The organism is Hyphomonas sp. FCG-A18 (assembly GCF_045287255.1).
GTDB lineage: Bacteria > Pseudomonadota > Alphaproteobacteria > Caulobacterales > Hyphomonadaceae > Henriciella.
In genome coordinates this window covers 2,562,609-2,585,450 of sequence record NZ_CP137142.1, presented here as the reverse complement: position 1 = coordinate 2,585,450, position 22,842 = coordinate 2,562,609, and the positions used below count along the sequence as shown (strand labels likewise).

General features: G+C 56.1%; 22 protein-coding genes. 8 read left to right on the top strand and 14 right to left on the bottom strand.

All coding sequences use genetic code 11. From position 1 onward, the window contains the following. Window positions 1-75: 75 nt before the first annotated feature. Window positions 76-984, bottom strand: a complete 909-nt coding sequence (locus RYZ27_RS12765; protein ID WP_406679902.1) for an outer-membrane lipoprotein carrier protein LolA — start codon at window positions 982-984, stop codon at window positions 76-78. Between the two features lie 199 nt (window positions 985-1,183). Here RYZ27_RS12765 and RYZ27_RS12760 point away from each other — a divergent pair, with 199 nt between their 5' ends. Continuing rightward, the gene (locus RYZ27_RS12760) at window positions 1,184-1,813 is read left to right on the top strand and encodes an OmpA family protein (RefSeq protein ID WP_406679901.1); all 630 of its coding nucleotides are present in this window, start codon (window positions 1,184-1,186) and stop codon (window positions 1,811-1,813) included. Between the two features lie 90 nt (window positions 1,814-1,903). Here RYZ27_RS12760 and RYZ27_RS12755 read toward each other — a convergent pair whose 3' ends face one another. The 11 genes from RYZ27_RS12755 to RYZ27_RS12705 all read right to left on the bottom strand — a co-directional run bounded on the left by RYZ27_RS12755 (window position 1,904) and on the right by RYZ27_RS12705 (window position 12,090). After that, window positions 1,904-2,272: a hypothetical protein gene (locus RYZ27_RS12755; protein WP_406679900.1), complete on the bottom strand. Its 369-nt coding sequence runs from the start codon at window positions 2,270-2,272 to the stop codon at window positions 1,904-1,906. Window positions 2,273-2,286: 14 nt separating this feature from the next. Next, on the bottom strand, window positions 2,287-3,120 hold the full coding sequence (locus RYZ27_RS12750) for a universal stress protein (RefSeq protein WP_406679899.1): 834 nt from the start codon (window positions 3,118-3,120) through the stop codon (window positions 2,287-2,289). A gap of 122 nt (window positions 3,121-3,242) precedes the next feature. Continuing rightward, window positions 3,243-3,566: a hypothetical protein gene (locus RYZ27_RS12745; RefSeq protein WP_406679898.1), complete on the bottom strand. Its 324-nt coding sequence runs from the start codon at window positions 3,564-3,566 to the stop codon at window positions 3,243-3,245. Window positions 3,567-3,703: 137 nt separating this feature from the next. Beyond that, window positions 3,704-5,935, bottom strand: coding sequence for a 3-hydroxyacyl-CoA dehydrogenase NAD-binding domain-containing protein (locus tag RYZ27_RS12740; protein WP_406679897.1), 2,232 nt, complete (start codon window positions 5,933-5,935; stop codon window positions 3,704-3,706). 21 nt (window positions 5,936-5,956) lie between these two features. Further along, a complete protein-coding gene (locus tag RYZ27_RS12735) occupies window positions 5,957-7,162 on the bottom strand; it encodes an acetyl-CoA C-acetyltransferase (RefSeq protein WP_406679896.1) in 1,206 nt (401 codons plus the stop codon). A gap of 48 nt (window positions 7,163-7,210) precedes the next feature. Next, window positions 7,211-7,825 (bottom strand): pyridoxamine 5'-phosphate oxidase family protein, encoded by a 615-nt coding sequence (locus tag RYZ27_RS12730; protein ID WP_406679895.1) that lies wholly within the window; start codon window positions 7,823-7,825, stop codon window positions 7,211-7,213. Further along, window positions 7,818-8,252 (bottom strand): PaaI family thioesterase, encoded by a 435-nt coding sequence (locus RYZ27_RS12725; RefSeq protein WP_406679894.1) that lies wholly within the window; start codon window positions 8,250-8,252, stop codon window positions 7,818-7,820. Before RYZ27_RS12725 ends, RYZ27_RS12730 begins: the two co-directional genes overlap by 8 nt. A gap of 7 nt (window positions 8,253-8,259) precedes the next feature. Next, window positions 8,260-8,448, bottom strand: coding sequence for a hypothetical protein (locus RYZ27_RS12720; RefSeq protein ID WP_406679893.1), 189 nt, complete (start codon window positions 8,446-8,448; stop codon window positions 8,260-8,262). A 2-nt stretch (window positions 8,449-8,450) separates the two neighbouring features. Further along, window positions 8,451-9,614 (bottom strand): acyl-CoA dehydrogenase family protein, encoded by a 1,164-nt coding sequence (locus RYZ27_RS12715; protein ID WP_406679892.1) that lies wholly within the window; start codon window positions 9,612-9,614, stop codon window positions 8,451-8,453. A 142-nt stretch (window positions 9,615-9,756) separates the two neighbouring features. Next, entirely contained in the window at window positions 9,757-11,538 is a 1,782-nt protein-coding gene (locus RYZ27_RS12710) for an acyl-CoA dehydrogenase C-terminal domain-containing protein (protein ID WP_406679891.1), read from the bottom strand. 72 nt (window positions 11,539-11,610) lie between these two features. Then, on the bottom strand, window positions 11,611-12,090 hold the full coding sequence (locus RYZ27_RS12705; RefSeq protein ID WP_406679890.1) for a MerR family DNA-binding transcriptional regulator: 480 nt from the start codon (window positions 12,088-12,090) through the stop codon (window positions 11,611-11,613). A gap of 187 nt (window positions 12,091-12,277) precedes the next feature. On the opposite strand from RYZ27_RS12705, the gene RYZ27_RS12700 reads away from it, so the two are divergent. After that, window positions 12,278-15,550: a peptidoglycan-binding protein gene (locus RYZ27_RS12700; RefSeq protein ID WP_406679889.1), complete on the top strand. Its 3,273-nt coding sequence runs from the start codon at window positions 12,278-12,280 to the stop codon at window positions 15,548-15,550. A 1,053-nt stretch (window positions 15,551-16,603) separates the two neighbouring features. Further along, window positions 16,604-17,338 carry a hypothetical protein gene (locus RYZ27_RS12695; protein WP_406679888.1) on the top strand — a complete coding sequence of 245 codons (735 nt, stop codon included), beginning with the start codon at window positions 16,604-16,606 and terminating at the stop codon, window positions 17,336-17,338. A 30-nt stretch (window positions 17,339-17,368) separates the two neighbouring features. On the opposite strand, the gene RYZ27_RS12690 is transcribed toward RYZ27_RS12695, so the two are convergent. Both RYZ27_RS12690 and RYZ27_RS12685 read right to left on the bottom strand, forming a co-directional pair. Further along, window positions 17,369-17,899: a phosphoribosyltransferase gene (locus RYZ27_RS12690; protein WP_406679887.1), complete on the bottom strand. Its 531-nt coding sequence runs from the start codon at window positions 17,897-17,899 to the stop codon at window positions 17,369-17,371. Further along, window positions 17,896-18,558, bottom strand: a complete 663-nt coding sequence (locus RYZ27_RS12685) for an MJ0042-type zinc finger domain-containing protein (RefSeq protein ID WP_406679886.1) — start codon at window positions 18,556-18,558, stop codon at window positions 17,896-17,898. Before RYZ27_RS12685 ends, RYZ27_RS12690 begins: the two co-directional genes overlap by 4 nt. 343 nt (window positions 18,559-18,901) lie before the next feature. Between RYZ27_RS12685 and ftsE the strand changes: the two genes are divergently transcribed. The 5 genes from ftsE (at window position 18,902) to RYZ27_RS12660 (ending at window position 22,701) form a co-directional block, all read left to right on the top strand. Next, window positions 18,902-19,621, top strand: a complete 720-nt coding sequence (gene ftsE, locus RYZ27_RS12680) for a cell division ATP-binding protein FtsE (protein WP_406679885.1) — start codon at window positions 18,902-18,904, stop codon at window positions 19,619-19,621. Further along, the gene (locus RYZ27_RS12675; RefSeq protein WP_406679884.1) at window positions 19,618-20,490 is read left to right on the top strand and encodes a cell division protein FtsX; all 873 of its coding nucleotides are present in this window, start codon (window positions 19,618-19,620) and stop codon (window positions 20,488-20,490) included. Before ftsE ends, RYZ27_RS12675 begins: the two co-directional genes overlap by 4 nt. Next, on the top strand, window positions 20,487-21,242 hold the full coding sequence (locus RYZ27_RS12670) for a lysophospholipid acyltransferase family protein (protein WP_406679883.1): 756 nt from the start codon (window positions 20,487-20,489) through the stop codon (window positions 21,240-21,242). The genes RYZ27_RS12675 and RYZ27_RS12670 overlap by 4 nt, the downstream gene beginning before the upstream one ends. Continuing rightward, window positions 21,239-21,871: a DNA-3-methyladenine glycosylase family protein gene (locus RYZ27_RS12665; RefSeq protein WP_406679882.1), complete on the top strand. Its 633-nt coding sequence runs from the start codon at window positions 21,239-21,241 to the stop codon at window positions 21,869-21,871. The genes RYZ27_RS12670 and RYZ27_RS12665 overlap by 4 nt, the downstream gene beginning before the upstream one ends. A 266-nt stretch (window positions 21,872-22,137) precedes the next feature. Next, entirely contained in the window at window positions 22,138-22,701 is a 564-nt protein-coding gene (locus RYZ27_RS12660) for an HNH endonuclease (RefSeq protein ID WP_406679881.1), read from the top strand. Window positions 22,702-22,842 lie beyond the last annotated feature (141 nt).

Sequence of the window (22,842 nt, the reverse complement as noted above, 5' to 3'; positions counted from 1 at the left end):
AAAAGAAGGGCGATCCTTGTATATCTGGATCGCCCTTTTCTATTTTAAGAGAAGCTTCGTCAGAAGCGGTTTGACTTACCGCTCGTCTTCTTCATCTTCGGCGTCGCGAAGAATGAATTCACGAGGATTGATCCTTGTATTGGTCTCAACGTCCTGAAGCGCGACAATGGTTGTGTTCAGCTCTGCATCAACCGCGCGCCATCCGATCAGGGCATTTTCTGCCTGATTGAATTGCATGGTGAGTGTGCCCGGCATCTCCCCACTCGCATCTTCAACAGTGATCTCAAATGCAGCCTGCGTTTCGGAGACATCCGTAACGATAACATCATCGGTAAACTCAAGTTCATCATTGAGGATAAGGCCGAGCGGGGTCGCCCCCAATGGAACGCGATCAATCGTTTCCAGGTCACGGTCTTCCATGGCCACTGTCGTGCCATCAGAGACGATCAAGACCGGGACAGGCGCGTCATATTCAAACCGCAGCTTGCCTGGGCGGGAGATCGCAAAGTCCCCCCCATAGAGTGACCCATCTGCATTCGCCTGAGTGAATCGGCCCTTGGCGGTCTTCGCAGAGGATAGGGCAAGACGGGCGCGGTCCAGCAGAACGGTATAGCTCTGCGTCCCAGCGTCATGACGGGTGATGATATTGGTCGGGATTGTCGGCTCTGTTTCCAGAACTTCCCGAACCGGAATGGTCTCTGGCGCCTCAGCTGACGGCAAATTTTCAACTTCTGTAAGTGGTTCGTTTATAACAGGCTGCGTCAGAGGATCAGAGCGTGCTTCATCTGCAGCTGTTTCCACCACAGCGATAGCAGATTCTATTTCTGTTTCTGGCTCTGTCACAACAGGTTCAGAAACAGCAGGGAGCGTGTCACGCTCCCCTTCCGCGGAGGGCGCTGCCTGTAGGTTTGCAAGCGCTGCAGGCACGGTCTCGTGACCAAGAACGAAAATCAGCGCTAATGCTGTGAGTGCGGGTTGGACCATCAAAGCCTCCTGTTTCAGCTCTGACAGATAACCAAACCTGCGTCACCAGAACAGGGCGAAATCATGACAATTCCGCCCGTTTTCGTTGCATCCTGTTCAGCTATTGGCGGGCACGATTGCAATCCTGTCGTCGAGTTCACTAGGAAGTCCTCGGCAAAACAGACAATAGATTTTCAGGTTAAACATGGGGAGCAAAACCATGCAAAAATTGATTATCGGTGCAACAGTCCTGGCGCTTGTGGCCGGGTGTCAGAATGTTTCCAATCGCCAGCTTGGTACAGCTGCTGGCGGCGCTATTATTGGTGCGGGCGTTGGTGTCCTTGCCGGTGGCGATGATAAGCGCAATGCCGCGGTTGGCGCTGTGATTGGCGGTATCGCGGGTGCCGCCGTTGGGGGCTATATGGATAAGCAGGAAGAAAAACTGCGCCAGCAGACAGCGGGTACGGGCATTGAGGTTGAGCGCCAAGGTGATCAGATCGCACTGACAATGCCGTCCAGCGTAACCTTCCCGGTCGATAGTTCTAGAATCCAGCCGAGCTTTCAGGCGCCTCTGACAGATGTGGCGAACACACTGCTCGAATTCCCGTCCACAACGGTTGATATTGTCGGTCATGCCAGCTCTGATGGCGCCGATGATTACAATCTGGACCTGTCTATTCGCCGCGCCCAATCTGTACAGTCATTTCTGATCGCAAGGGGTGTACAGGATATTCGTCTGAACGCTCTTGGTATGGGCGAGACACGGCCGATTGCTGATAATGCGACAGCGGCAGGACGCGCGGCTAACCGCCGGGTTGAGATCTTGCTGACGCCGGTCGTTGAAGGTTAGTTTCAAGCTTATTACGGGTGCCGTCTGCAGACGTGCCAGGGATAAGAGAAGGGCTGGAGCGGCATTGACGTTCCAGCCCTTTCTTTACGCCTAAACCTTGGTCACATCGGTAACGATATAGGTTAGCGGGTCTTCGCCATGATGGGCGATCGTGACATATTCACCGGGGCGGAAGCGGTGCTCGCCAAGACGATAACCGCCTTCGTCCGGACCTTCATCCTCTTCATCATACCGGAACCGCCAATGCGACCCGCGATGGGTTAGCCACCCATCCGCTTTCTCATCTGGGTCAGGATGAAACCGATCAACGGTGCAGGCTTCCCGGTTTTCACGCCACTCATCGAGGTCAATTAGGCCGTCAGCGGTCAACGGCGCGACCAGGACATAGCCCTGACTGTCATCTCCTTCGGGATAGCCTTCATTGCGGGCAAGGCGCAGAACGACTCTCTTCAATGTCATTACAGTCTCCGTCTTTAGTGGGCCAGAGCGAGGGCAGGGCCGTCGCTGGCATTGAGCAGGGCGCGGCTGGTGCCGCCAAACAGCATTTCGCCCATACGGCTATGGCCGTAAGCGCCCATAACGATCAGACTGGAATCGTGTTTTTTCGCCAGCTTGATCAGGCCCTCGCCGACAGCCCCGTCAAATGTCTCAATCTTGGCACCTAGGCGCTCTTCACCGAGCCATGCTGCAAGTGCTTCCGGTGTTGTTGAGGCGCATTGGGCGATGTCCGGGCGGACCTTGTCGGCCTGCTGAGCAATGATCACCTCATCATAGCTCATCAGCAGGGTCAGGTGGAACCGGATCGCGCGGGCAGCTTGCGGGCTGCCATCCCATGCAATGATGGGGGGGCCGTCTGCTCGCCCATCACCGGACGCCAGGATCAGCGGCAACCGCGCCGTCATCAGTGTATGCTCGAATGCCGGATTAAGCGCGTGATTACTGGTTGCAGAGCCCCGGGGAAACACAAAGGCATCGCTCAGTGCAGCTTCTGCGGCCGCGTATGCCGGAATGCTGCCGGTTAGGTTTTCAAAGTGCGCGCGTAACCATTTCTCTTGCCGGGTTTTGCTGTCGAACAGCGCTTCCAACGCCTCGTTGGTTTTCTCCTGGGCCTGCTTCACGGCATCAATGCCCGGGGCGCCTGCCATAACGGCTTCGGCCGAAGCAAAATACATCACCGAGTTTACCGGATCCGGCATAATGGTGAGACCTTTGAGGGTCGTTTTCAGACGGCGCGTCAGCTCAATGGCGCAATCAATTTGGGTTTTACAGGCGTCGTCTGGACCACCTAGAATTGCTGTTACAGTCATACTGCGTCCTCCAGTTACAAAACGAGGATAGGAACGCGCTGACGGAGTTTGGATACGGGAAAACCCGGATATAGAAAAAGCCGAAGCTTGGATGGCTTCGGCTTCATCATATTTAAGTTATACTATTGGCAGCCTTTGGAGTCATAAATGCTCATTAAGTGTGTGCGTCGCTTCTCAACCAGCTCTTCCGCATCTTTTGCATTCATGTAGTTGCCGACTGCGGCAGGCCAAAAGAATACTACTGCTGCAACATTGGCAGTATTAACCCCCTTATCGCCCTGAGCGTCTTGCATGACGTTATCGAGCTTTACGAACTCTGCTTCTAGTTGCTCACATGTAAGGGTCTTATCTCCTGGCTGTTGTACAGCCACTTTCTCAGTAGTTGTGCAGGCAGGCAGTGTAGATAGAGATACAGCGATAGCACTAAGCAGAACGGCTTTTTTCATTAAAAATCCCCTAAGTAAAAAGCAGCAGTCAAAATTGACCGCCCGACCTATTAACAAAGAGTAATCTGGGGTCAATACAGATAAAATAAAAAAGCCGGAACAGATTGCCCCGGCTTTGATGATTATGCTGTTTCGTTTTAAGCAGCCGCTTTTTGTTCTGCGCCTGCCGGTGGGAACCGACTGTAGAAGGTCTCGCCATTCGCCGCCATGTCGCGCAGCATTTGTGGGACTTTGAAGCGCTCGCCATACTTTTCGGCGAGCTTGTCTGCCTCGGCAACAAAGGCCGGAATACCCCAGATCAGGTCCATATAGCTGGCGCAGCCACCTGTGTAAGGCGCAAAGCCCCAGGCGAGGATTGAGCCAATGTCAGCATCACGTGCATCGGTGATCACGCCTTCCTCGAAGCAGCGCGCAACCTCAACCGCCTGACGGATCAGGAAGCGATTGATCAGCTCTTTCTTCATGGCGGGTGGACACTCATCAACGGTAACGTCAATCTTCTTGTTGAGGTCGGGCCAGAGGCGGGCAGGTTTGCCCTTCTCATTATAGTCGTAGAAGCCCTTACCGGCCTTACGACCAACGCGGCCTTCATCCTCAACCAGCCAGGCCATCATCTGGCCCAGCTCATTGCCATTATAGTCGATGCCCGCAGCCGCAGCCATCTGGCGGCCCACTTTCAGCGCAGTGTCGAGACCAACAGAGTCAGACACTTCCAGTGGCCCCATCGGCATACCGGACTGGCGGCCAACATTTTCAATGATGGCTGGCTTGATGCCCTCGGCCAGCATTTGCATGCCTTCCTGCGTGTAGGTACCGAAGCAGCGCGAGGTGTAGAAACCACGGCTATCATTAACGACGATTGGCGTCTTGCGGATCGCCAGAACGTAATCAATCGACTTGGCGAGGGTCTCTTCAGACGTTTTCTCACCCATGATGATCTCAACCAGACCCATCCGCTCAACGGGTGAGAAGAAGTGGATGCCGATGAAGTTTTCCGGGCGAACAGACGCTTCTGCCAGACCCGTAATCGGCAAGGTTGAGGTGTTGGAGCCCATCACTGCCGTCTCACCCAGCTGCTCTTCCGCCATCTTGGTGATCTTGGCTTTCAGCTCAGGGTTCTCAAACACCGCTTCAACGACAAGGTCAGCGCCTTTGAAATCGTCATAATTGTCGGTCGGGTGGATGCGCGCGAGCAGGGCATCGCCCTTCTCCTGAGTCATCTTCCCGCGAGAGATGGCTTTTTCGACCAGGCGGCGAGAGTATTCTTTACCCTTCTCGGCATTCTCAACCGAGACATCGACGAGAACAGTCTCGATCCCGGCGCGGGCTTGCTCATAGGCAATCCCGGCACCCATTAGGCCAGCCCCGATCACAGCAACCTTGTTGAGGGCATACTTGTCATAGCCTGCTGGACGGCTTGCCCCCTTGGACAAAGCCTGCGTCGACAGGAAGAGCGAACGGATCATCGCTTTGGCTTCCGGGCGCTGCTGGGTGTTGATGAAGTAGCGGGTTTCAATCCGCAGGGCCGCATCAATCGGCACTTGCATGCCTTCATAGACACAGGACAGGATGTTTTTCTGGGCCGGATAGTTGCCATAAGTCTTCGCCATCAGCATGGCATTGGCCATGGTCGCGACCTGACCGGCACCTGGATGACGGTGAACAACACCGCCAGGGATTTTGAAGCCATCAGTGTCCCATGGCGCTTTCGCGTTCGGGTTGGCTTTGACCCAGGCTTTTGCCTTCTCAACCGTTTCAGCAGCCGGGGCGAGCTCGTTTACAACACCCATGCCGAGCGCCTTCTCAGCGTTGAAAGACTTGCCTTCAAGGATCAGGGGCAGGGCGTTCTGAACGCCGATCAGGCGCGGCAGACGCTGTGTTCCACCAGCACCGGGCAGCAGGCCAATCTTGGCTTCTGGCAGACCGAACTGAATTTTCGGATTGTCATTCGCAGCAACGCGATAGTGACCCGCAAGAGCGACTTCCAGACCGCCACCAAGGGCGAGGCCGTTCAGGGCGACACCGATTGGCTTCCCGCAAGTTTCAAGCTCGCGCAGGGTCTTGTTCAGCGCAAAGCCGCGATCGAACTGGGCTTTTTTCAGCTCAGCTTCGGACATTTCCGACTCTGGTTTACCGCCAGCGGCCTGACCCATCTCGCCAAGGTCTGCGCCAGCGCAGAAACCGCTTGGTTTGCCTGAGGAAATGACGAGGCCTTTGATCGCATCATTCTCGCCCACCTCTTTGGTGATGGCGATAATGTCGGCAATGGCTTTGGCCGTGAGCGTGTTCATGCTGCGGCCGGGGACATCGAAAACGGCGTGTGCGATACCGTCGGCATCAATGTCGAATTTGAATGTTTCGAGGTTCATAACTGTCTCTACTTTTAAATCTTAAACGCGTTCGATGATGGTGGCGGTGCCCATACCGGCGCCGACGCAGAGCGTAACCAGGGCGGTTTCCTTGTCCGCACGCTCAAGCTCGTCGACCATGGTGCCGAGCAGCATCGCGCCGGTTGCGCCGAGTGGGTGACCCATCGCAATCGCGCCACCATTCACGTTCATCTTGTCATGCGGAATGCCGAGCAGGTGCATCATCAGCATAGGGACAGAGGCAAACGCCTCGTTCAGCTCATAGATGTCGACATCGCCAACATCCATGCCGGCTTTCTTCAGCGCCTTTTGCGTCACCGCAGTTGGACCAGTCAGCATGATGCCTGGCTCAGAACCAATAGAGGCCATGGACTTGATCCGTGCGCGCGGCTTCAGGCCGAGCTTTTCGCCCATTTCCTTACTGCCAAACAGAACCGCTGAGGCACCATCCACGATGCCTGAAGAGTTCCCGGCATGGTGGACGTGATCAATCGCTTCCAGTTCTGGATAACGCTGCTTGATGACCTCATCGAAACCCATTGCGCCCATACCGGCAAAAGACGGGTTCAGCGCAGCAAGGCTTTGCATGTCGGCATCTGGGCGCATGTGCTCATCATGGTCGAGCTGTGTGCCGCCCATCTGGTCTTTCACTGGGATGATAGACTTTGAGAAACGGCCTTCTTTCCAGGCGCGGGTGGCCCGCTGCTGGCTCTCAACCGCATAGGCATCAACATCATCGCGGGAGAAACCCCACTTGGTCGCGATCGTGTCAGCGCCAACGCCTTGCGGGGCAAAATAGGTTTTGATCGCAACGCTTGGATCAGACGACCAGGCACCGCCTGAGGCCCCCATTGGGACGCGCGACATGCTCTCAACGCCGCCGCCAATCGCCATGTCGGCTTCGCCAGACATCACTTTCGCCGCTGCCATGTTACAGGCTTCAAGGCCAGAGGCGCAGAAACGGTCAATCTGTACACCTGCTGTCGTCTCGGCATAGTCTGCGTTCAGAACGGCAATCCGTGCAATATCAGCGCCTTGCTCCCCAACCGGAGATACACAGCCCAGAACAACATCGTCGACATAAGATGTGTCGAGATCATTGCGGTCGCGCACAGCTTGCAGGGCCTGCGTGGCAAGGCTCAGCGCGGTAATTTCGTGCAAGCTGCCAGATTTCTTACCTTTGCCGCGCGGGGTACGCACAGCGTCATAAATATAGGCTTCGGTCATTGGAGGGGGCTCCTGTTTTTAGAATTTCTGTCGTGGGGCATCTGCCCACTAGGGTGACTTGAGTGCTGTGAGTTGAGCTTTGAGCTGTTCATTCTCTGCGACCAGTGCAGAGATTTTGGGCTCCAGCATTTGGTGGATCTGGTCTTCGGTGTAGCGCGGCTCGATATATTTCGGACAATTCCAGTCACGCGCGATAATCTTGATGGTGGTCAGGCGTTCGACCGGGCCTTCCTCGGCGGTTGCAAGCTTCGCCTGAAGTTCGGGGTCGCTCTCTGCGTCAATCATGGTTGCGATGCCTTGCATTTTCAGGCGCGCCCGGCGGGCATAATCCATGAAGAAGAGAGAAACACGTTTGGACGTTTCCAGATTGCCACGCGTAATGAACTGGCGATTACCGAGATAGTCTGCAAATCCGATTGTGTCGGGGTCGAGGATTTTTACAAAGCCAGCAGGGCCGCCGCGATGTTGGACATAGGGCCAGCCATTCGCGCCCTGGCTGGCAATATAGAAACTGCTGCTTGCCGAGATGAAAACGATGGTTTTTTCATCAAGATCATCACGATGGCGTCCGGCATAAATCTCTTGATACTTATCGCGCATACCCACGCGTTCCTGAAAGGATTGCACGGCTTCGCTGAACATCAGGTCCGCATAATTATCCATTATGCTGCTCCTTGGTCGGGCGCGCAGGCGCCTTCATCGGATTGATGGCGAGTGATGCGGTGGCCCGGGCGGCTTCTTTCCCCCGGCTATCATATAGGTCTGCTTCGGCGAAAATCACCTGACGGCCAATGTTGCGCAGGCGCGCGACAACTTCGATGATTCCCGTGCGCACGGGGCGCAGGAAGTGGGTGTGAAGGTCAATTGTCGAAGGGAATTTTGTCGTGCCCATCTTGACCGTGGCGAGCATGCCAATCGTGTCATCCATCATCGCTGAGAGATAACCGCCCTGAACATAGCCAGCGGGATTGGTGAACTCAGCCTTGCCGTCAAACCGAACGCGGGTTTCCAGCTTTGTCATGTCCAGAGACAAAAGCTCAAAGCCGAGAGATTTCGAACTCTCGGCAGGCTTCTTGAACATATCATACATGAGCTGGCTATCGGGCATCTTCGGTTTGATCCCCATTCTGCTTTCCACGGTAAAAGATCGCCCAAATCGATAGGAGTGTGACACCAATAATGAGCCCAGCCATCGCCGTAGATTTTCCAGCGGCAGTTGCCCAAATACCGAAAACTAGATTTCCGATACCACCATACAAAACCAGATTGGGGAGCCTCTTGCGCATTGTCAGAGGGTCCTTGCGATCAGCATTTTCATGACTTCATTGGCGCCGCCATAGATGCGTTGGACGCGGGCATCCTGATACATCTGGCCGATCGGATATTCATCCATATAGCCCCAGCCGCCATGCAACTGTAGACACTCATCAATGATCTTGCATTGCAGGTCGCTGATCCAGTATTTCGACATGGAAGCAGTGGCGGCGTCCAACTCGCCTTTCAGGAGCAGCTCTGTGCAATGCTCGACAAAGACTTTGGCGACCGTTGCTTCGGTCTTGCATTCGGCAAGTTTGAACTGCGTGTTCTGGAAATCCATGATTGTCCCGCCAAACGCCTTACGCTGTTTGACATAGGCGATGGTCTCTTTCAGGGCGCGTTCGATCATGCCGATGCCCTGAATGCCGATAATGTGGCGCTCTTGCGGGAGTTGCTGCATGAGCTGGATAAAGCCTTGTCCCTCTTCCGGGCCGAGCAGCGCGCTGGCCGGGACTTTGACGTCATTGAAGAACAGCTCGGACGTATCCGCAGCGGGTTGGCCAATCTTCTTAAGGTTTCGGCCCCGTTCAAAGCCCTCAACCTCATCAGTCTCGACCATCATGATCGAAATGCCCTTGGCCCCCTTGGACGGGTCGGTCTTGGCGCAAACGAGGACCAGATTGGCGGTTTGGCCATTCGTGATGAAGGTCTTAGACCCATTGATCACATACTGGTTGCCTTCTTTGATAGCTGTCGTCTTGATGTTTTGCAGGTCCGATCCCGTGCCCGGCTCTGTCATCGCGATGGCGCAGACCAGCTCGCCCGTGGCGAGCTTGGGCAGCAGGCGCTTTTTCTGGTCTTCGGACCCGTAATGGATGATGTAGGGCGCAACGATCGCGTTGTGCAGGCCGATGCCAAAGCCCGCAATGCCTTGTAGCTCCAGCTGTTCGATAATCACCGCGTCATGGCGGAAGTCCCCACCTGCACCGCCATATTCTTCAGGGGCAGAGGGGAGCAGGAGCCCCATTTCGCCCGCTTTCGTCCAGACATCGCGGGGCACCATGCCGGCCTCACGCCAGCCTTCAACATGGGGTTTCAGCTCTTTATCGAAAAAGCTTGCAACCGCGTCGTTGAAGATCTGAATCTCCTCATCCTCGCGCCACTTGGCCTTGGGGATATCGAGGACGTCTGACATGGTGGGCTCCCAGTAGTTTTTATGACGTTTACGTTCACGTCAATTTAGGTGCTCAAAGGCGTTTTGACCAGTCGTGACGTAACGGGAACATGCATGTGTTATGACCAACCCGTGGGGCTGGCCATAACACTGAATTCAGCGATTAGAAGCGGTCTGCAGGCAGCGCCATCATTGGCTCTGCCCCGGTTTTCAGCTTGGCAAGGTGTGCTGCTGCTTCCGGCATGATGCGGGTCATATAATAGCGCCCTGTGATCAACTTATCGTCAAAGAACGGATCGCTGCCTTTCTTCTCAAGCGCGACCTTCGCCATTTTGGCCCACATATAAGCCAGCGCCGTGAGACCGAAGAGTTGCAGGTAATCGGTAGAGGCTGCACCCGCATTGTTAAAGTCAGACATGCCATTCTGCATCAGCCAGGTCGTGCCTTCCTGCAATTGCGCTTTCGCCTCTGCGAGGCCATCGGTGAAGACTTTCATGTCTTCATTGTCAGCATTCGCCCCGACGAAATCGTCCATCTCGGCAAAGAAGCTGAACACGGCGCGGCCACCATTGGCCGCAAGCTTACGGCCAACTAGGTCGAGCGCCTGAATACCGTTTGTCCCTTCATAGATCAGGGTAATCCGGCAATCACGCACGAACTGTTCAAGGCCCCACTCCTTGGTGAAACCAGACCCGCCATGCACTTGCAGAGCCTCATTCGCCATCTTGTAACCGCGGTCGGTCAGGAAGGCTTTCAGAACCGGCGTCATCAGCGCCATGTAGTCATCGGCTTGCTGACGCACGGTTTCGTCTGGTGAGCGATGATGCAGATCGCCAAACAGCGCGGTCCAGTAAGTAAAGGCCCGCGCCCCTTCAATGAAGGCTTTCTGGTCCATCAGCATCCGGCGCACATCCGGATGCACAATGATTGGATCGGCGGGTTTATCCGGGGCTTGTGGCCCTTTCAAAGAGCGCATTTGCAAGCGATCATTGGCGAAATCGACAGCGTTTTGATAGGCAACCTCGGCCTGTGACAGGCCTTGCATGCCAACGCCAAGGCGCGCTTCGTTCATCATCACGAACATGGTGCGCATACCTTTATGCTCTTCACCAACGAGCCAGCCGGTTGCCTCATCATAATTCATGACGCAGGTCGCATTGCCATGGATGCCCATCTTTTCTTCAAGGCCGCCACATGAAGCGGTGTTGCGCTCACCCAGCGAGCCATCCTCACCAACGATGAATTTCGGCACGACGAAGAGGGAGATGCCCTTAATGCCTTCCGGGCCGCCTTCGATGCGAGCGAGGACCAGATGAATAATATTCTCGGTCAGGTCCTGCTCACCGCCGGAAATCCAGATTTTCTGGCCGGTAATCTTATAGCTGCCATCGGGTTGCGGGACAGCTTTGGTCTTAATCAGGCCGAGATCTGTACCACACTGTGGCTCGGTCAGGTTCATGGTTCCAGCCCATTCGCCAGACGCCATTTTCGGGCCATACATGGCCTTTTGCTCATCAGAGCCCCCCGCCATCAGCGCTTCATAGGCCCCAGACGTCAGACCCGGATACATGCCAAACGCCATATTGGCCGATGAGGTCATCTCGCTGGTCGCCATCTGCAGGACATAAGGCAGGTTCTGACCACCCATCTCTTCGGATTTGCCCAGCAATGGCCAGCCATTCTCAACCAGCTGGTTATACGCATCCTTGAACCCGTCCGGCGTGGTCACACTGCCATCAGGATTACGGGTACAGCCTTGCTCATCGCCGATCTTATTGAGGGGGAACAAGACGTCTTTGGCAAACTTTCCGGACTCTTCCAGAATGGCGTCGATAACGTCTGGCGTGGCCTCGGCAAAGCCAGGCAAGTTGGAATAGTTCTGAACTTGTAGGACATCATGCAAGATGAATTGCATGTCGCGAATAGGGGCGTCATAGCGGGGCATTGTTTACTCCGAAAACAGTCGTGATTTTTTATCGTTATATGGAAGAAAAGCCCCGTATAGGGGGCTCAACTCTTAGGCGTCATTCAACTGGCGACGCGCAACCGCGTCATAGGCTTTCAGGCTCTCCGCCTCGTCCTTGCCCGGGCCAACGCGGGCGAGTTGTTCGTCGAGCCATTCAATGCCGCGATGCAGTTCTTGCAGCGCCATTTCAATGTCCTCGCGCTGGCTCTCGAGTTCCTTGATCTGGTTCTGGAACTTGACCAGTGACATGCGCATCTGGGCGCGTTGCCCATCTTCAAGGCCATAAAGGTCGAGAATTTCCCGAATGTCGGCTAGTGGAAGACCAAGGCGCTTCAGGCGAACAATGATTTTAACACGCGCACGATCGCGGTGCGAGTAGACGCGGGTCATGCCATCCCGGGCGGGGTGGAGCATGTCCTTGTCTTCGTAGAACCGCAGGGCGCGTGGGGTGATTCCAAACTCACGGGCCAGCTCGGAAATCGAATAGGTCCGTGAATCAGCGATAGAAAGAGATGAAACGGTATCAGGCATAGATACACGTATGCCGCGTCTTTACGCGAACGTCAACGTCAGGTTCTCAGATTGGAGACTGGGCAATTCGTTTATAAATTCGGATGTGCTGTTTACCTTTTTAACTTCGAATTAAGAGCAATGCCTGCATTCCTTGTGCGGATAGGGTAAATTGCGCCATTTTTTGGCGTGCAGTGGAGTGCTGTGGATGTCCAATACTGGATCTTGGAGCGTCAAGGGAATTGATGATCGCGCCCGTGCCGTAGCGAAAGAGAAAGCGCGGATGCGTGGTGTCACTTTGGGTGACTACATCAACGACCTGCTCTTACAGGGGCACAGCGAGGCCGGCCCCCGCGATTTGCAGCAACGCCTTGAAACCGAGATTGGTGAGCCGAGCACGCTCGACCGATTAACCCGTAAGCTTGAGGCTGTGGAGGCGCGCTCAACGCTTGCGATCACGGGGATTGACCAGTCCGTCCTTGGATTGATTGCGCGTCTTGAGAACGCTGAATCCTCAACTTCGGTTATTGCGTCCGAAGTCGATGGCATGGTCGATGAACTGCGGGAAACGCAGGATGTGCTGCGGGAAAAGATCACCGCGCTGGAAGCTGATGATACAAGTGCCCGCAATCTGGAATCCATGCGTTCCCTTGAAGATGCACTCGGTAAGCTCGCCAACCATGTCTATGACGAAGCCCGCATGGCCCAGGATGAAACCACGGCCATTAAGGGGCGCCTTGAATCTGGCTTTGCCGACCTCGGGGACCGTGTTGAGGGAATGGAACTGAAAGTTGATCGCACGCTTTCAGAGGCGGCAGCTCGTGTTGAGAAAAGTGTTGAACAGGCCGAGCTTCGGACTGAAGGTACTGTCAAGCATGTGTCTGAACGCTTGTCTGCAATTGAAACGAGCGTTGCCGGCCGTCTTGAGACTGTCGGGGACATGGGTGCGCGGATGGACAGCGTTGAAGCTGATGTCTCTGGCGCGCTGTCTTCCATGGAAGGGACTTTGCTGCGTATCCAGGAGCGCCTCAATCGCGCTGAGACGACAACGGATGCCGCTCTAAAGGGGCTGGAGCAAACTTTCTCTTCACTGGATGCGCGCATTTCCCAGATTGCCAAGGATGCAGACCCGCAAAAAGTCGAGCATGTTCGACAGCAGCTGGAACAGCGTTTTGAGGCCCTGTCTGTTGATTTGCGCAGCAGTGTTGAGAACGCGCGCAACGAGTTGGCCAACCAGATTGAGGCGGCGGCGACCGGAGAGAACCCGGAGTTTATGGGCCGGATTGAAAACACGATTGAAACTCTCAAGCAGCGTCTCGTCACGGGCGAGGAGCGCTCCAATCGGGCTGTGGAAGCGGTCAGTCAGCAAATGGGGCGTTTATCCACTGGAATGGATGCCCGCTTGCAAGCTGTTGAGCAACGCGAAGATAATGTGCTTGAGCAAGTGTCAGCCAAGATTGGTGATGTTGCCGAACAGCTCGACCAGCGCATTGAAGAAAGTGAGCAGCGCTCTGCCGGGGCTATCGAACAGGTTGGTGAGCAGGTTGCGACCGCTGTCAGCCGCCTGCAGGCCAAGCAGGAAAGCGCGATGAACGACCTGAAAGATGAGGTCGCCGCTGCCGATAAACGCCATGAGGCACGTTTGTCGAATGCGCTCAGCAATGTGTCTGACCGCTTGCGCCAGATTCAGAAGCAGACGGTCGATCATGTCTCTCCGGTCCAGAAGGCTATGGCATCTCTCGCCGCGCGGCTGGAGGCCTTGGAAGATTTCACCTCCCCGCCGGGGACGCCTATTCAGCGTGCGCCAACGTTTGAAGCCCCAGATCCCCAAATGCTGGAAATCGAGGCTTTTGATGCACTCGATACAGAGCCAGAGCCGATCCCTGAAGTGGCGCCTGAGGCTGAAGCGATGGACGGTGTTCAGGACTTTATGGAGGTCCTGCAGACTTTTGAAGACGAAGACGCACCGCAAGCTCCGGCGGATACGGTTCGTGATTTGCTGACGGAGGCGGCTGATGACGATTATCAGCCCACGGATTCACATCGCTATGTGGCTGAACTGCCGGAAGAAAGCTTCGATGAGCCCGATCCTTTTGCCGACATCGAAACATGGGGCGATGACAGCGCTGAGCTAAGGGATACCGAGGTCTTCAGCCCTGAAACCGACATCACTGTACCGGAGCCTATGTCCGACCTGCCGCATACGGCAGAGGATACACCCGATGAGGTTCTGCCTGTTGATCAGGACGCCACCGATTACCTGAGTCGGGCGCGTAGTGCAGCGATTGCCGCGGCATCTGACAAGCATGGGCACAAACGAACGCGCGGACGCAAGCGTGATCTGCCAGGCAACAGAGTGGCCAAGTCCGGAGGGTCCAGCAAATTGCCAATTATCGCGGCGGCGTCGGTTCTGGCGCTGACCGCGGCGGGCGGCGGTGCCTATATGTCCCTGCGCGGTAAGCAGGCTCCGACCACCCCGGTTCAAACCGCAGATGATCTGGCGGTCAATCCAACCGTGACCGCAACGCCTGAGGTGGCAGATGCCAGCCTCGATGATGTCCTGTTCGAAGAAGCCATTGTTACTGCCGAAACCACAACTGACATCGCGGCCCCGTCTGCAACACTGAATGCACTCAAGCCGATTGAAGAGACCGCGACCCCTAAAACCGCCCTGCCAACCATCCCGAAAGCCCTGACGCTGGAGCGGGCGGCGGCTGAGGGTAATGCGGTGGCCCAATACCAGTATGGCGAACAGCGCCTTGCCGCCAAGGACTATCAGCGCGGCCCACAAATGATCCAGCAAGCCGCCAATCAGGGTCTGCCCGCTGCGCAATACCGCCTCGCCAAGCTGCACGAGGAGGGCCTCGGCGTGCCACGTGACCTGACCGCGGCGCGCGCCTGGACGCAAAAGGCCGCTGAGGGCGGTAATATCAAGGCGATGCATGACCTTGCCGTCTTCTATGCCGATGGCGAAGGTGGCCCGCAAAGCTATGCCGGGTCGGCCAAATGGTTCCGCCAGGCGGCTGATTTTGGCCTTGTCGACAGCCAGTACAACCTCGCCATCCTGCATGAAGAGGGCCTCGGGGTCTCGCCAAGCGCGACCGAAGCGCTGTTCTGGTACGAGGTCGCCTTGCGCAATGGCGATGCTGGGGCGAAGGCCGAGATTGACCGCGTCCGCACCATGGTGCCGCTCGATACCGCGCAAGCGGTTGCCCAGCGCGCCGAAAGCTGGGTCCGCGCAACCCCGGTAGCCACCGCGAACGGTGTGTTCGGGCCATCCGCGTGGGGTACAGGCTCGCGCGAACAGGTTAAAGCGGTTCAGACTGTGCTCAACGGCCTAGGCTATGAAGCCGGAACACCGGACGGTGTTGCTGGCGCCGGCACCCGCACCGCGATCCGCGCCTTCCAGGCCGATAATGGCATGGCCACCACGGGCGAGATTACTGACGATCTGGTGGATCGGTTAAACCAAGAGGTTTAGGTTTTTACGCTTGAGTTTGAACGCCTGCTAAGCGGCTTCGCCGCACAGGCGTTGAAGCGGGTCTCGTATCGGGCCTTCGGCCCTCACATAGACCAAGCTCAAGGCTGTTTTCTCCACACGAGCCGTACTCCCCGAATACAAAACAGTCTTGAACATGGTTCATGCGCCGTAGGCGCGGAACCCGCTTATGCGGTTCGCCCGTAGGGCGTCAGGACCGCATCAAATAAAAACCTCCCAGCACCAGAAGCCAGACCGTCTCTCAACGTCCGTTATAACAGAGCCTAGGCGCGCTCAGATTGCACGCGACATGACTGCTCACCTTGTGGCAAGCCTATAGCGCCCAACCAGAGCGCGCCCGCGGTGATGCGTTTTCGGTTGTTTCCCACGGCACTTTCACACCACAGGTCCGGGCTTTAGCGCTTGCTGAGGCTGAGACTGCTCACCCCCTCGCGCCTTCACCACCCGACTGTTCCGCAAGACCGGGTACGGCCCCAAACCAGCAGACACAGACCACCGCTCTCCCACTCATTCCCAGCCGTTCCGGAAAGGCCCTGTCACAGAGGGGAGATGGCAAGCATTATACGCGCGAGGATAAGGTGTGGGATTGGTTTCGCTTAAAATTTCTATTGTGTCAAAGCGCACATATGATAGTAAATATGGCCCGGTTTGGACCCGGGCCATATCTCCGCAGATGTGAGCGCCACAATGTGGCACGAGGCAAAGCCCTACCTTGTGCATCGGTTTGGATCTGATGTTTGGGTAGGGCTTTACCCGCTCGTCAGGTTGGATCCGATGCGACTCACGATTCTTGTATGACATACAAGCGATGTGTGCGCAATACGATCGCACACGCATTTTGATAGTATTCACTTTAGATATACTTTTTGTTCTTTATTTGTTCAAATATTTATCATAAAAGCTGATTCAATCTCTAGGAGTAGCAATGTTTCACGTGAAATGGACTTATGTAAATCCTTGATATATATGAGAAAAATATAAAAGTTTGAAATTGTAGCGGATTTGTGCGATGTGTGCAGCACAAAGGAGAGTTTTATGGCTAGAAGTCCTTCTTATCCACAGTTTCCGCTTCCTAAGTGTATTGACTTTGCAAGGGATTTGTATCGTGGAGCTCATCGCTCTGCACTTGATAATGATACCATAGTTACCTTGATTGGCTACAGTCCTAGGTCCGGTAGTGGATTAGCTGCCGTTAGTGCTTTGAAGCAGTTTGGCCTTGTTGAGGGGCGTGATGAAAGTATTGCTCTTACAGATTTGGCAATGACTTTATTAGAGCCGCTAGATATGAGTGAGTATAGCTCTGCTTATCGGCAAGCAGCGCTTACGCCAGACTTATTCAGAGAATTATATGAAGCTTTTGGTTCGAAAGAGCCAGCTGAATCCGTGGTTAGATCGCTTGCTGTTAGGAAATACGATTTCACGACCACAGGGGCGGAGAAATTGTTTAGATCATATCTTGCAACGGCGAAAGAGATTGTTGAAGAGGAAAAGACGAGCAACGAGCTCTCTGAGCGCCACGGCGAAACTGTATTGTCAGAGGTTGATGGTTCGAATTATCCAAGGCCTGATACTTCTGAAATCTATAATGAAAGTAAACCTATTTCTTTTTCTTCTGATAGTGCAGTTAATGATGTAACGGTGTTGCAATTCACATTGTCTAAGAACTGCACGGCAAAAGTGGAGTTAAAGGGTGATGTTGATAGTTCTGTATTTTCAAGACTTATTGCGCATCTTGAGCTGTCTTCACAAGTATACAATGAGGATTTATAAATTTAGTGCCTGATGATAAGGCTTTTATCGCTAATCCAATGCGCCAATAAACGGTAAGCCGCGATACTTTCCCTTATCGTCCATGCCGTATCCGACGAGGAATCTTGGCGGGGCGTCGAAGGCGTGGAAGTCGACATTGTCTTCGCCTTCCGGGGCCCAGGGTTTTCGGGCAAGCGCGCAGGTGATCACTTCACGTGCGCCTTTGGCGAGCATGTGGCTGCGGGCGAAGGCGAGGGTCTTGCCGGTGTCGAACACGTCATCAATGATCAGGACACCGCGCCCGGCGACTTCCCGCGCAATATCGGCGCGCACGACAATACGGCCAGAGCTTTCACGGGCATCACGATAGCTCTCAAGCCAAAGAGCATCGAGCACCGGGTGCAGGTCGCGGCGGGCGAGCGCCTTCATCAGGTCACTGGTAAACGGGGTCGCGCCGACAAGGATATTGATCGCACTCCAGTCCCCGGTCAGGCGCGGGGCGAGGCGATCGGCGAGGTCTTCGATCCGCGCCATCAGGTCGGCTTCGGGCAGGACGGTATCAATCTCAGGCATGTCGGTCATGAAGCGTCCTCGGTCTCTGAAGTTTGCACGCTGGCCTCGGTCACGAAGGACAGTTCCAGCTCGAAGGCTTCGAATGGGGGGTCCTCGATCCGGGCGATGAAGCTTGCCTGCGCAGCGACGGGCAGTGTGGACGGCGTGATCGAGGCCAGCGCGGTGTCGAGGATGGCGCCCTCGTCACTGATCAGTTCGACACGGACCATGGGCGCGCTGACACTGTGATCGGCGCGATTGATAACGACGCCGCGCACCTCAAGGATCGGCGTGGTGCCATCGAAATAGCGCTCGGCCTGACTGTCGATGAAGTCGAGCTCGAAACGGTTTACCTGCAGGCCGAGCATGGCATATGCGCTGGCCGATTGGGGCCAGGCCTGCACGACTTGCTGGCGCAGAAGGTAGAGCCCGCCGAGGATGGCGAGGGCAAGGCCAAACGCGGCGGTCCAGACCGTGGTGATGACTTTACGGGTCTGCTCGACTTTGCGCAGGTGCAGCTTCTGGCGGTAGGCCTGATGAGCCTGTGTGGCGGATTCCGGAGCACTGCCGGCGGGGCTGACAAACCATGAATGCCCGCACGCATCGCATTTGACCGTGCGCCCGCTGTCACCAATTGTTGAGTCTTCTGCGAAATATTGAGTTTCACATTCCGGGCAGGTAAGGATCATGTCAGGGTCCGGACTCCTAAATTTTGCCGCGGCGGGCGGCGGTGTTTTTTGATCCTGTTAGGCGCAAGGCCGCAGGAAGGCTGTTGCCTTTCAAGGGTTTGCAACGCAGCAGGGGTGAAAAAGACCGATGTCCGGAGTGGATCTGTAAGGCCTTCATCTGCTGAGCAACGCGTTGCCGCGTCAAAGCACTTGGCCGGGGATGACCCCGCCCGGCATGCTTTTCCTCGCACCGCTTGCTCATCAAATGACCTCCACGACAAAATTTATGAGTCCGGACCCTTGGACACTGGTTCAGTTTCAGGGAATAGTCGAGAGACGTTTACCTTAATTCAGAGGCTTTTGCATGTCCCGATTCAGGTTTGATTTCAGTGACGAAGCCAGTGTGCGTCTGGATGGGGTGTCACTGTCTTATGATCGCACCGGGGAAGTGCTGAGCGAGATTGATCTGAACCTGGCGGCAGGCTCGTTCACCTTCCTGACCGGGCCATCGGGGGCGGGGAAATCGTCGCTGCTCAAGCTGCTTTACCTTGCCCATGCCCCTGATCGCGGGGTGATCCGCCTGTTTGGACAGACGACGCATGATCTGAAGCGCAAACAGCTCTCGGCCCTGCGGCGGCGGATTGGGGTCGTGTTTCAGGAGTTTCGTTTGCTCTCGCATCTGACGGCTGCGGAGAATGTCGCGCTGCCGCTGCGTGTGGCGGGGCGCAAGCCGGCAAGTTATGAGCATGAGGTGCAGGACCTGTTGCGCTGGGTTGGCCTCGGCGAACGGATGGACGCGCCTGTGCCGTCTCTGTCAGGTGGGGAGCAGCAGCGTGTGGCGATTGCGCGGGCGCTGATCAATAAGCCGGATCTGCTGATCGCTGACGAGCCGACCGGCAATGTCGATGCGGAGATGGGGCAACGGATTATGCGTCTGTTTGCTGAACTGAACCGCCGCGCCGGTACAACCATCCTTGTTGCGACACACGATCTGGGTCTGGTTCGGGAGTTCGATGCGCCCGTCTTGCGGCTTAATCATGGCCTGTTGGTACGTGATGCAGAATTTGGAGGGGCTGACGCATGAGCAAGGAAACCCCTTTACTGCCCTCCAGCGATGCCCGTGAAGCCGCGCTATTTTTTGTCGTTGGGGCCTTGTGTTTCCTTGCTGCGCTGGCGGCTCTGGTCTCTCGCGGGACGTATACAGCCGCGCAAGCCTGGAGCGCGCAGGTTGAAGGCGAGATTACCGTGATCCTTGAGGATACTGACCGCCGGTCGGCCAATACGCTGGCTGAAGAGATTGAAGCTTTATCAGGTGTGATAGAGGCCCGCGTTCTGAACCGGGAAGAGCTTGAAGCCCTTCTGGAGCCAAGCTTTGGGCCGGGCGGCATGCCGGAAGGTTTGCCACTTCCGCTCCTCATCGCAGTGCTGAGCGACCCGGAAGCTGTAGCGGTGGTCGGGCAGATTGAAGGTCTTGCAGAAGCGGCTGGTTTGAACGCTGAGGTTAGCGCTCATTCCGGCTATGCGCGCGATGTGCGTGGCGCGCTGGCCTTGTTGCGCTTAGTCGCGCTTGGCGTTGTGGTCCTACTCGCAGCGACGGCGATTGCGGTGATTGCCTTTGCCACCCATGCGGCCTTGCTGGCGCGGCGCGATATTGTCGATGTTCTCCACCTTTCAGGCGCAGAGGATAAGTTCATTGCCAGCCTGTTTGAACGACGCTTCTGGGTGCTGGCCCTGAAGGCTGGAAGTGTCGGTGCCTTGCTGGCTTTGATGGTGACGGCCTTGATCGTGTTTTCAGGCGGCGCGCAGGGGGAGAATGCGGCGCAACTTTTGCCGCAATTGAGCTTGGACGTTCTCGACGTGCTGATTTTGCTTGTGACGCCAATCCTTGCCGGGCTATCAGCGCGGCTGGCGGCGCACCTGACAGTCATGCAGTCGCTCAAAGGGACGCTATGAATACACTCCGCTCAATGATCTATGTCATCTGGCTGTATGGCTGGATGTTCGTAATGGGCGTGATTTTCCTCCCAAGCCTGCTGCTGCCACGGGCGGTGATCGTCTTCGGCATTCGTACCTATGCGCGGCTGGTCGTCCTCGGCCTGCGCTGGATTTGCGGGATCACTGTCGAATTTCGTGGGCGGGAGCATATTCCGGGTGGACCGATCCTGCTGGCTGGGAAACATCAGGCCATGTTGGATGTCTTTGTGCCTTTCCTCCTGGTGCGCGACCCGGTGATCGTGATGAAGCGCGAGTTGCTCTGGTATCCGGTCTTAGGCTGGTATGCGCTGAAATCGCGCCAGCTTTGGATTGACCGCTCTGGTGGGGCGAAGACGATGCGGCGGATGCTGAAAGTTGCGCGTGAGGAAGTGCAAGCCGGGGCCGGGCGACAGATGTTGATCTATCCTGAAGGGACGCGGACCGAGCCGGGTGACCCGCCACAGTATAAGCCCGCCGGGGTGCGCGGCTTCTACAAAACCCTCGATGTGCCTCTGGTGCCCCTCGCAACGAATTCAGGTCTCTGCTGGCCTGCCCATGGCCTGACCCGTCGGCCAGGCCGGGTTGTTTATGAGGCTTTACCCGCCATTGAGCCGGGCCTTGAGTCCAAGGCGATGATGGAGCGGCTGGAGCGTGAGCTGGAAGCAGGGTCCAATCGCCTGTTGGATGAAGGGCGGGAGCGACGCACCGATCGAGCGCAGGTGCAGGCATGAGCGGCCCGTCGCAAGAGACCCTGACGGAGGCTTGTGAAGCGCTTGGCGCGCAGGATCAGGCTCTGGCCCGGGCCTATGAAGAGAGCGGCTTGCCTGTCTGGCGCGCGGCTGACCCATGTTATGAAAACCTTGCGCGGATTATTGCCTATCAGCAGCTCTCGACCAAAGCGGCGGGAACAATCTGGGGTCGCGTGCTGGAGCGCCATGGCAATGTGACCCCGGATGCCATTCTTGGCGATGATGAGGATGGGCTGCGGGCTTGCGGGTTGTCGCGCCCGAAAATCCGTCACCTGACCTCAATCGCTGAAGCGGTCACAAGCGGCGCGCTCTGTTTTGATCGCCTTTGCACAACCCACGTTGATGAGGCGCGCGAGGAATTGATTGCTGTGAAGGGGATTGGCCCGTGGACAGCGGAAATCTTCCTGATGAATGCGGTTGGCAAGCTCGATGCTTTCCCGCCCGGTGATGTTGGCCTGATGGAGGCGTATAAACAGCTCGGCGATTTGGAAGAGCGTCATGAAATCAAGGCGTTCACGGCGCTGGCGGAGAACTGGCGACCCTATCGCGGGGTGGCGGCGCATCTGCTCTGGGGCTGGATCAACATGATGCGGGACAAGAATTACCCGTAATTTGTGCTCACGGCAGTTTGGCTTTACCAAACGCCTCCGCGGGGGCGGCGCAGGGGCACCGGGCGATGCTTATCGCCTGCGCGTTCAGGCTGAGGCAGGAAGGCTCTGTTTTTTGTGAATGTGACAGCTTGGTCTCGACAAGTTCTGAAACTGTCATACTCTCGTTATAGGGAATCAGTAATGATGCGCCCGAAACACGAGGAGACGCGCTTTCAAGCAGAAAGTCCGACATCCAAAGACCAGACGCCAGACGGGGGACCGCCCTTATGGCTGAGGTCATTTCCACACCGCCAAATGGGCGTCCGGCCCTGGTTTTAAATGCGGATTTCCGGCCATTGTCCTATTATCCGCTCTCGCTCTGGCCATGGCAGGATGTGGTCAAAGCCGTATTCCTCGACCGCGTCGATATTATCGCGGAATATGACCATTATGTCCGCAGTCCGAGCTTTGAGATGCGCCTGCCTTCTGTGATCGCCTTGCGGGAATTTGTGCGCCAGGACCGCCATCCCGCCTTTACCCGGTTTAACGTCTTCCTGCGCGATGGGTTCAAATGCGTCTATTGCGGCTCGCCAGATGATCTGACCTTTGATCACGTGATCCCGCGCTCGAAAGGGGGCAGGACAAGCTGGGACAATATCGCGGCGGCCTGTAGCCCGTGTAACCTGAAAAAAGGTGGGCGAATGCCGAGCGATTGCGGCATGCACCCGGCGATCAAGCCCGTGCGGCCAAACAATTACCAGCTACAGGAAATGGGCCGGAAGTTCCCACCCAACCACCTGCACGAAACCTGGATGGATTACCTCTACTGGGATGTTGAGCTGAAGAGCTAGGCTTGGTTTTTCTAGTGAATTGTCACTGGGCGATACGTCAAACCGACGCGGTATCGTGATTATGACCAATGGCGCACAGGGCAACCGCTTTATGGATGAGGTTGGCCCAGTTCTGACCGGGACCAATTATCGAAGCTTCTT

Bases quoted from the DNA above. Each gene is read 5' to 3' on its own strand.
- RYZ27_RS12695 (WP_406679888.1), top strand. From the start codon at position 16,604: ATGGCTAGAAGTCCTTCTTATCCACAGTTTCCGCTTCCTAAGTGTATT.
- RYZ27_RS12675 (WP_406679884.1), top strand. From the start codon at position 19,618: ATGAGCAAGGAAACCCCTTTACTGCCCTCCAGCGATGCCCGTGAAGCC.
- RYZ27_RS12690 (WP_406679887.1), bottom strand. From the start codon at position 17,899: ATGACCGACATGCCTGAGATTGATACCGTCCTGCCCGAAGCCGACCTG.
- RYZ27_RS12705 (WP_406679890.1), bottom strand. From the start codon at position 12,090: ATGCCTGATACCGTTTCATCTCTTTCTATCGCTGATTCACGGACCTAT.
- RYZ27_RS12735 (WP_406679896.1), bottom strand. From the start codon at position 7,162: ATGACCGAAGCCTATATTTATGACGCTGTGCGTACCCCGCGCGGCAAA.
- RYZ27_RS12715 (WP_406679892.1), bottom strand. From the start codon at position 9,614: ATGTCAGACGTCCTCGATATCCCCAAGGCCAAGTGGCGCGAGGATGAG.
- RYZ27_RS12720 (WP_406679893.1), bottom strand. From the start codon at position 8,448: ATGCGCAAGAGGCTCCCCAATCTGGTTTTGTATGGTGGTATCGGAAAT.
- ftsE (WP_406679885.1), top strand. From the start codon at position 18,902: ATGTCCCGATTCAGGTTTGATTTCAGTGACGAAGCCAGTGTGCGTCTG.
- RYZ27_RS12745 (WP_406679898.1), bottom strand. From the start codon at position 3,566: ATGAAAAAAGCCGTTCTGCTTAGTGCTATCGCTGTATCTCTATCTACA.
- RYZ27_RS12730 (WP_406679895.1), bottom strand. From the start codon at position 7,825: ATGGATAATTATGCGGACCTGATGTTCAGCGAAGCCGTGCAATCCTTT.
- RYZ27_RS12750 (WP_406679899.1), bottom strand. From the start codon at position 3,120: ATGACTGTAACAGCAATTCTAGGTGGTCCAGACGACGCCTGTAAAACC.
- RYZ27_RS12765 (WP_406679902.1), bottom strand. From the start codon at position 984: ATGGTCCAACCCGCACTCACAGCATTAGCGCTGATTTTCGTTCTTGGT.
- RYZ27_RS12755 (WP_406679900.1), bottom strand. From the start codon at position 2,272: ATGACATTGAAGAGAGTCGTTCTGCGCCTTGCCCGCAATGAAGGCTAT.
- RYZ27_RS12660 (WP_406679881.1), top strand. From the start codon at position 22,138: ATGGCTGAGGTCATTTCCACACCGCCAAATGGGCGTCCGGCCCTGGTT.
- RYZ27_RS12685 (WP_406679886.1), bottom strand. From the start codon at position 18,558: ATGATCCTTACCTGCCCGGAATGTGAAACTCAATATTTCGCAGAAGAC.
- RYZ27_RS12710 (WP_406679891.1), bottom strand. From the start codon at position 11,538: ATGCCCCGCTATGACGCCCCTATTCGCGACATGCAATTCATCTTGCAT.
- RYZ27_RS12760 (WP_406679901.1), top strand. From the start codon at position 1,184: ATGCAAAAATTGATTATCGGTGCAACAGTCCTGGCGCTTGTGGCCGGG.
- RYZ27_RS12725 (WP_406679894.1), bottom strand. From the start codon at position 8,252: ATGTATGATATGTTCAAGAAGCCTGCCGAGAGTTCGAAATCTCTCGGC.
- RYZ27_RS12700 (WP_406679889.1), top strand. From the start codon at position 12,278: ATGTCCAATACTGGATCTTGGAGCGTCAAGGGAATTGATGATCGCGCC.
- RYZ27_RS12670 (WP_406679883.1), top strand. From the start codon at position 20,487: ATGAATACACTCCGCTCAATGATCTATGTCATCTGGCTGTATGGCTGG.
- RYZ27_RS12740 (WP_406679897.1), bottom strand. From the start codon at position 5,935: ATGAACCTCGAAACATTCAAATTCGACATTGATGCCGACGGTATCGCA.
- RYZ27_RS12665 (WP_406679882.1), top strand. From the start codon at position 21,239: ATGAGCGGCCCGTCGCAAGAGACCCTGACGGAGGCTTGTGAAGCGCTT.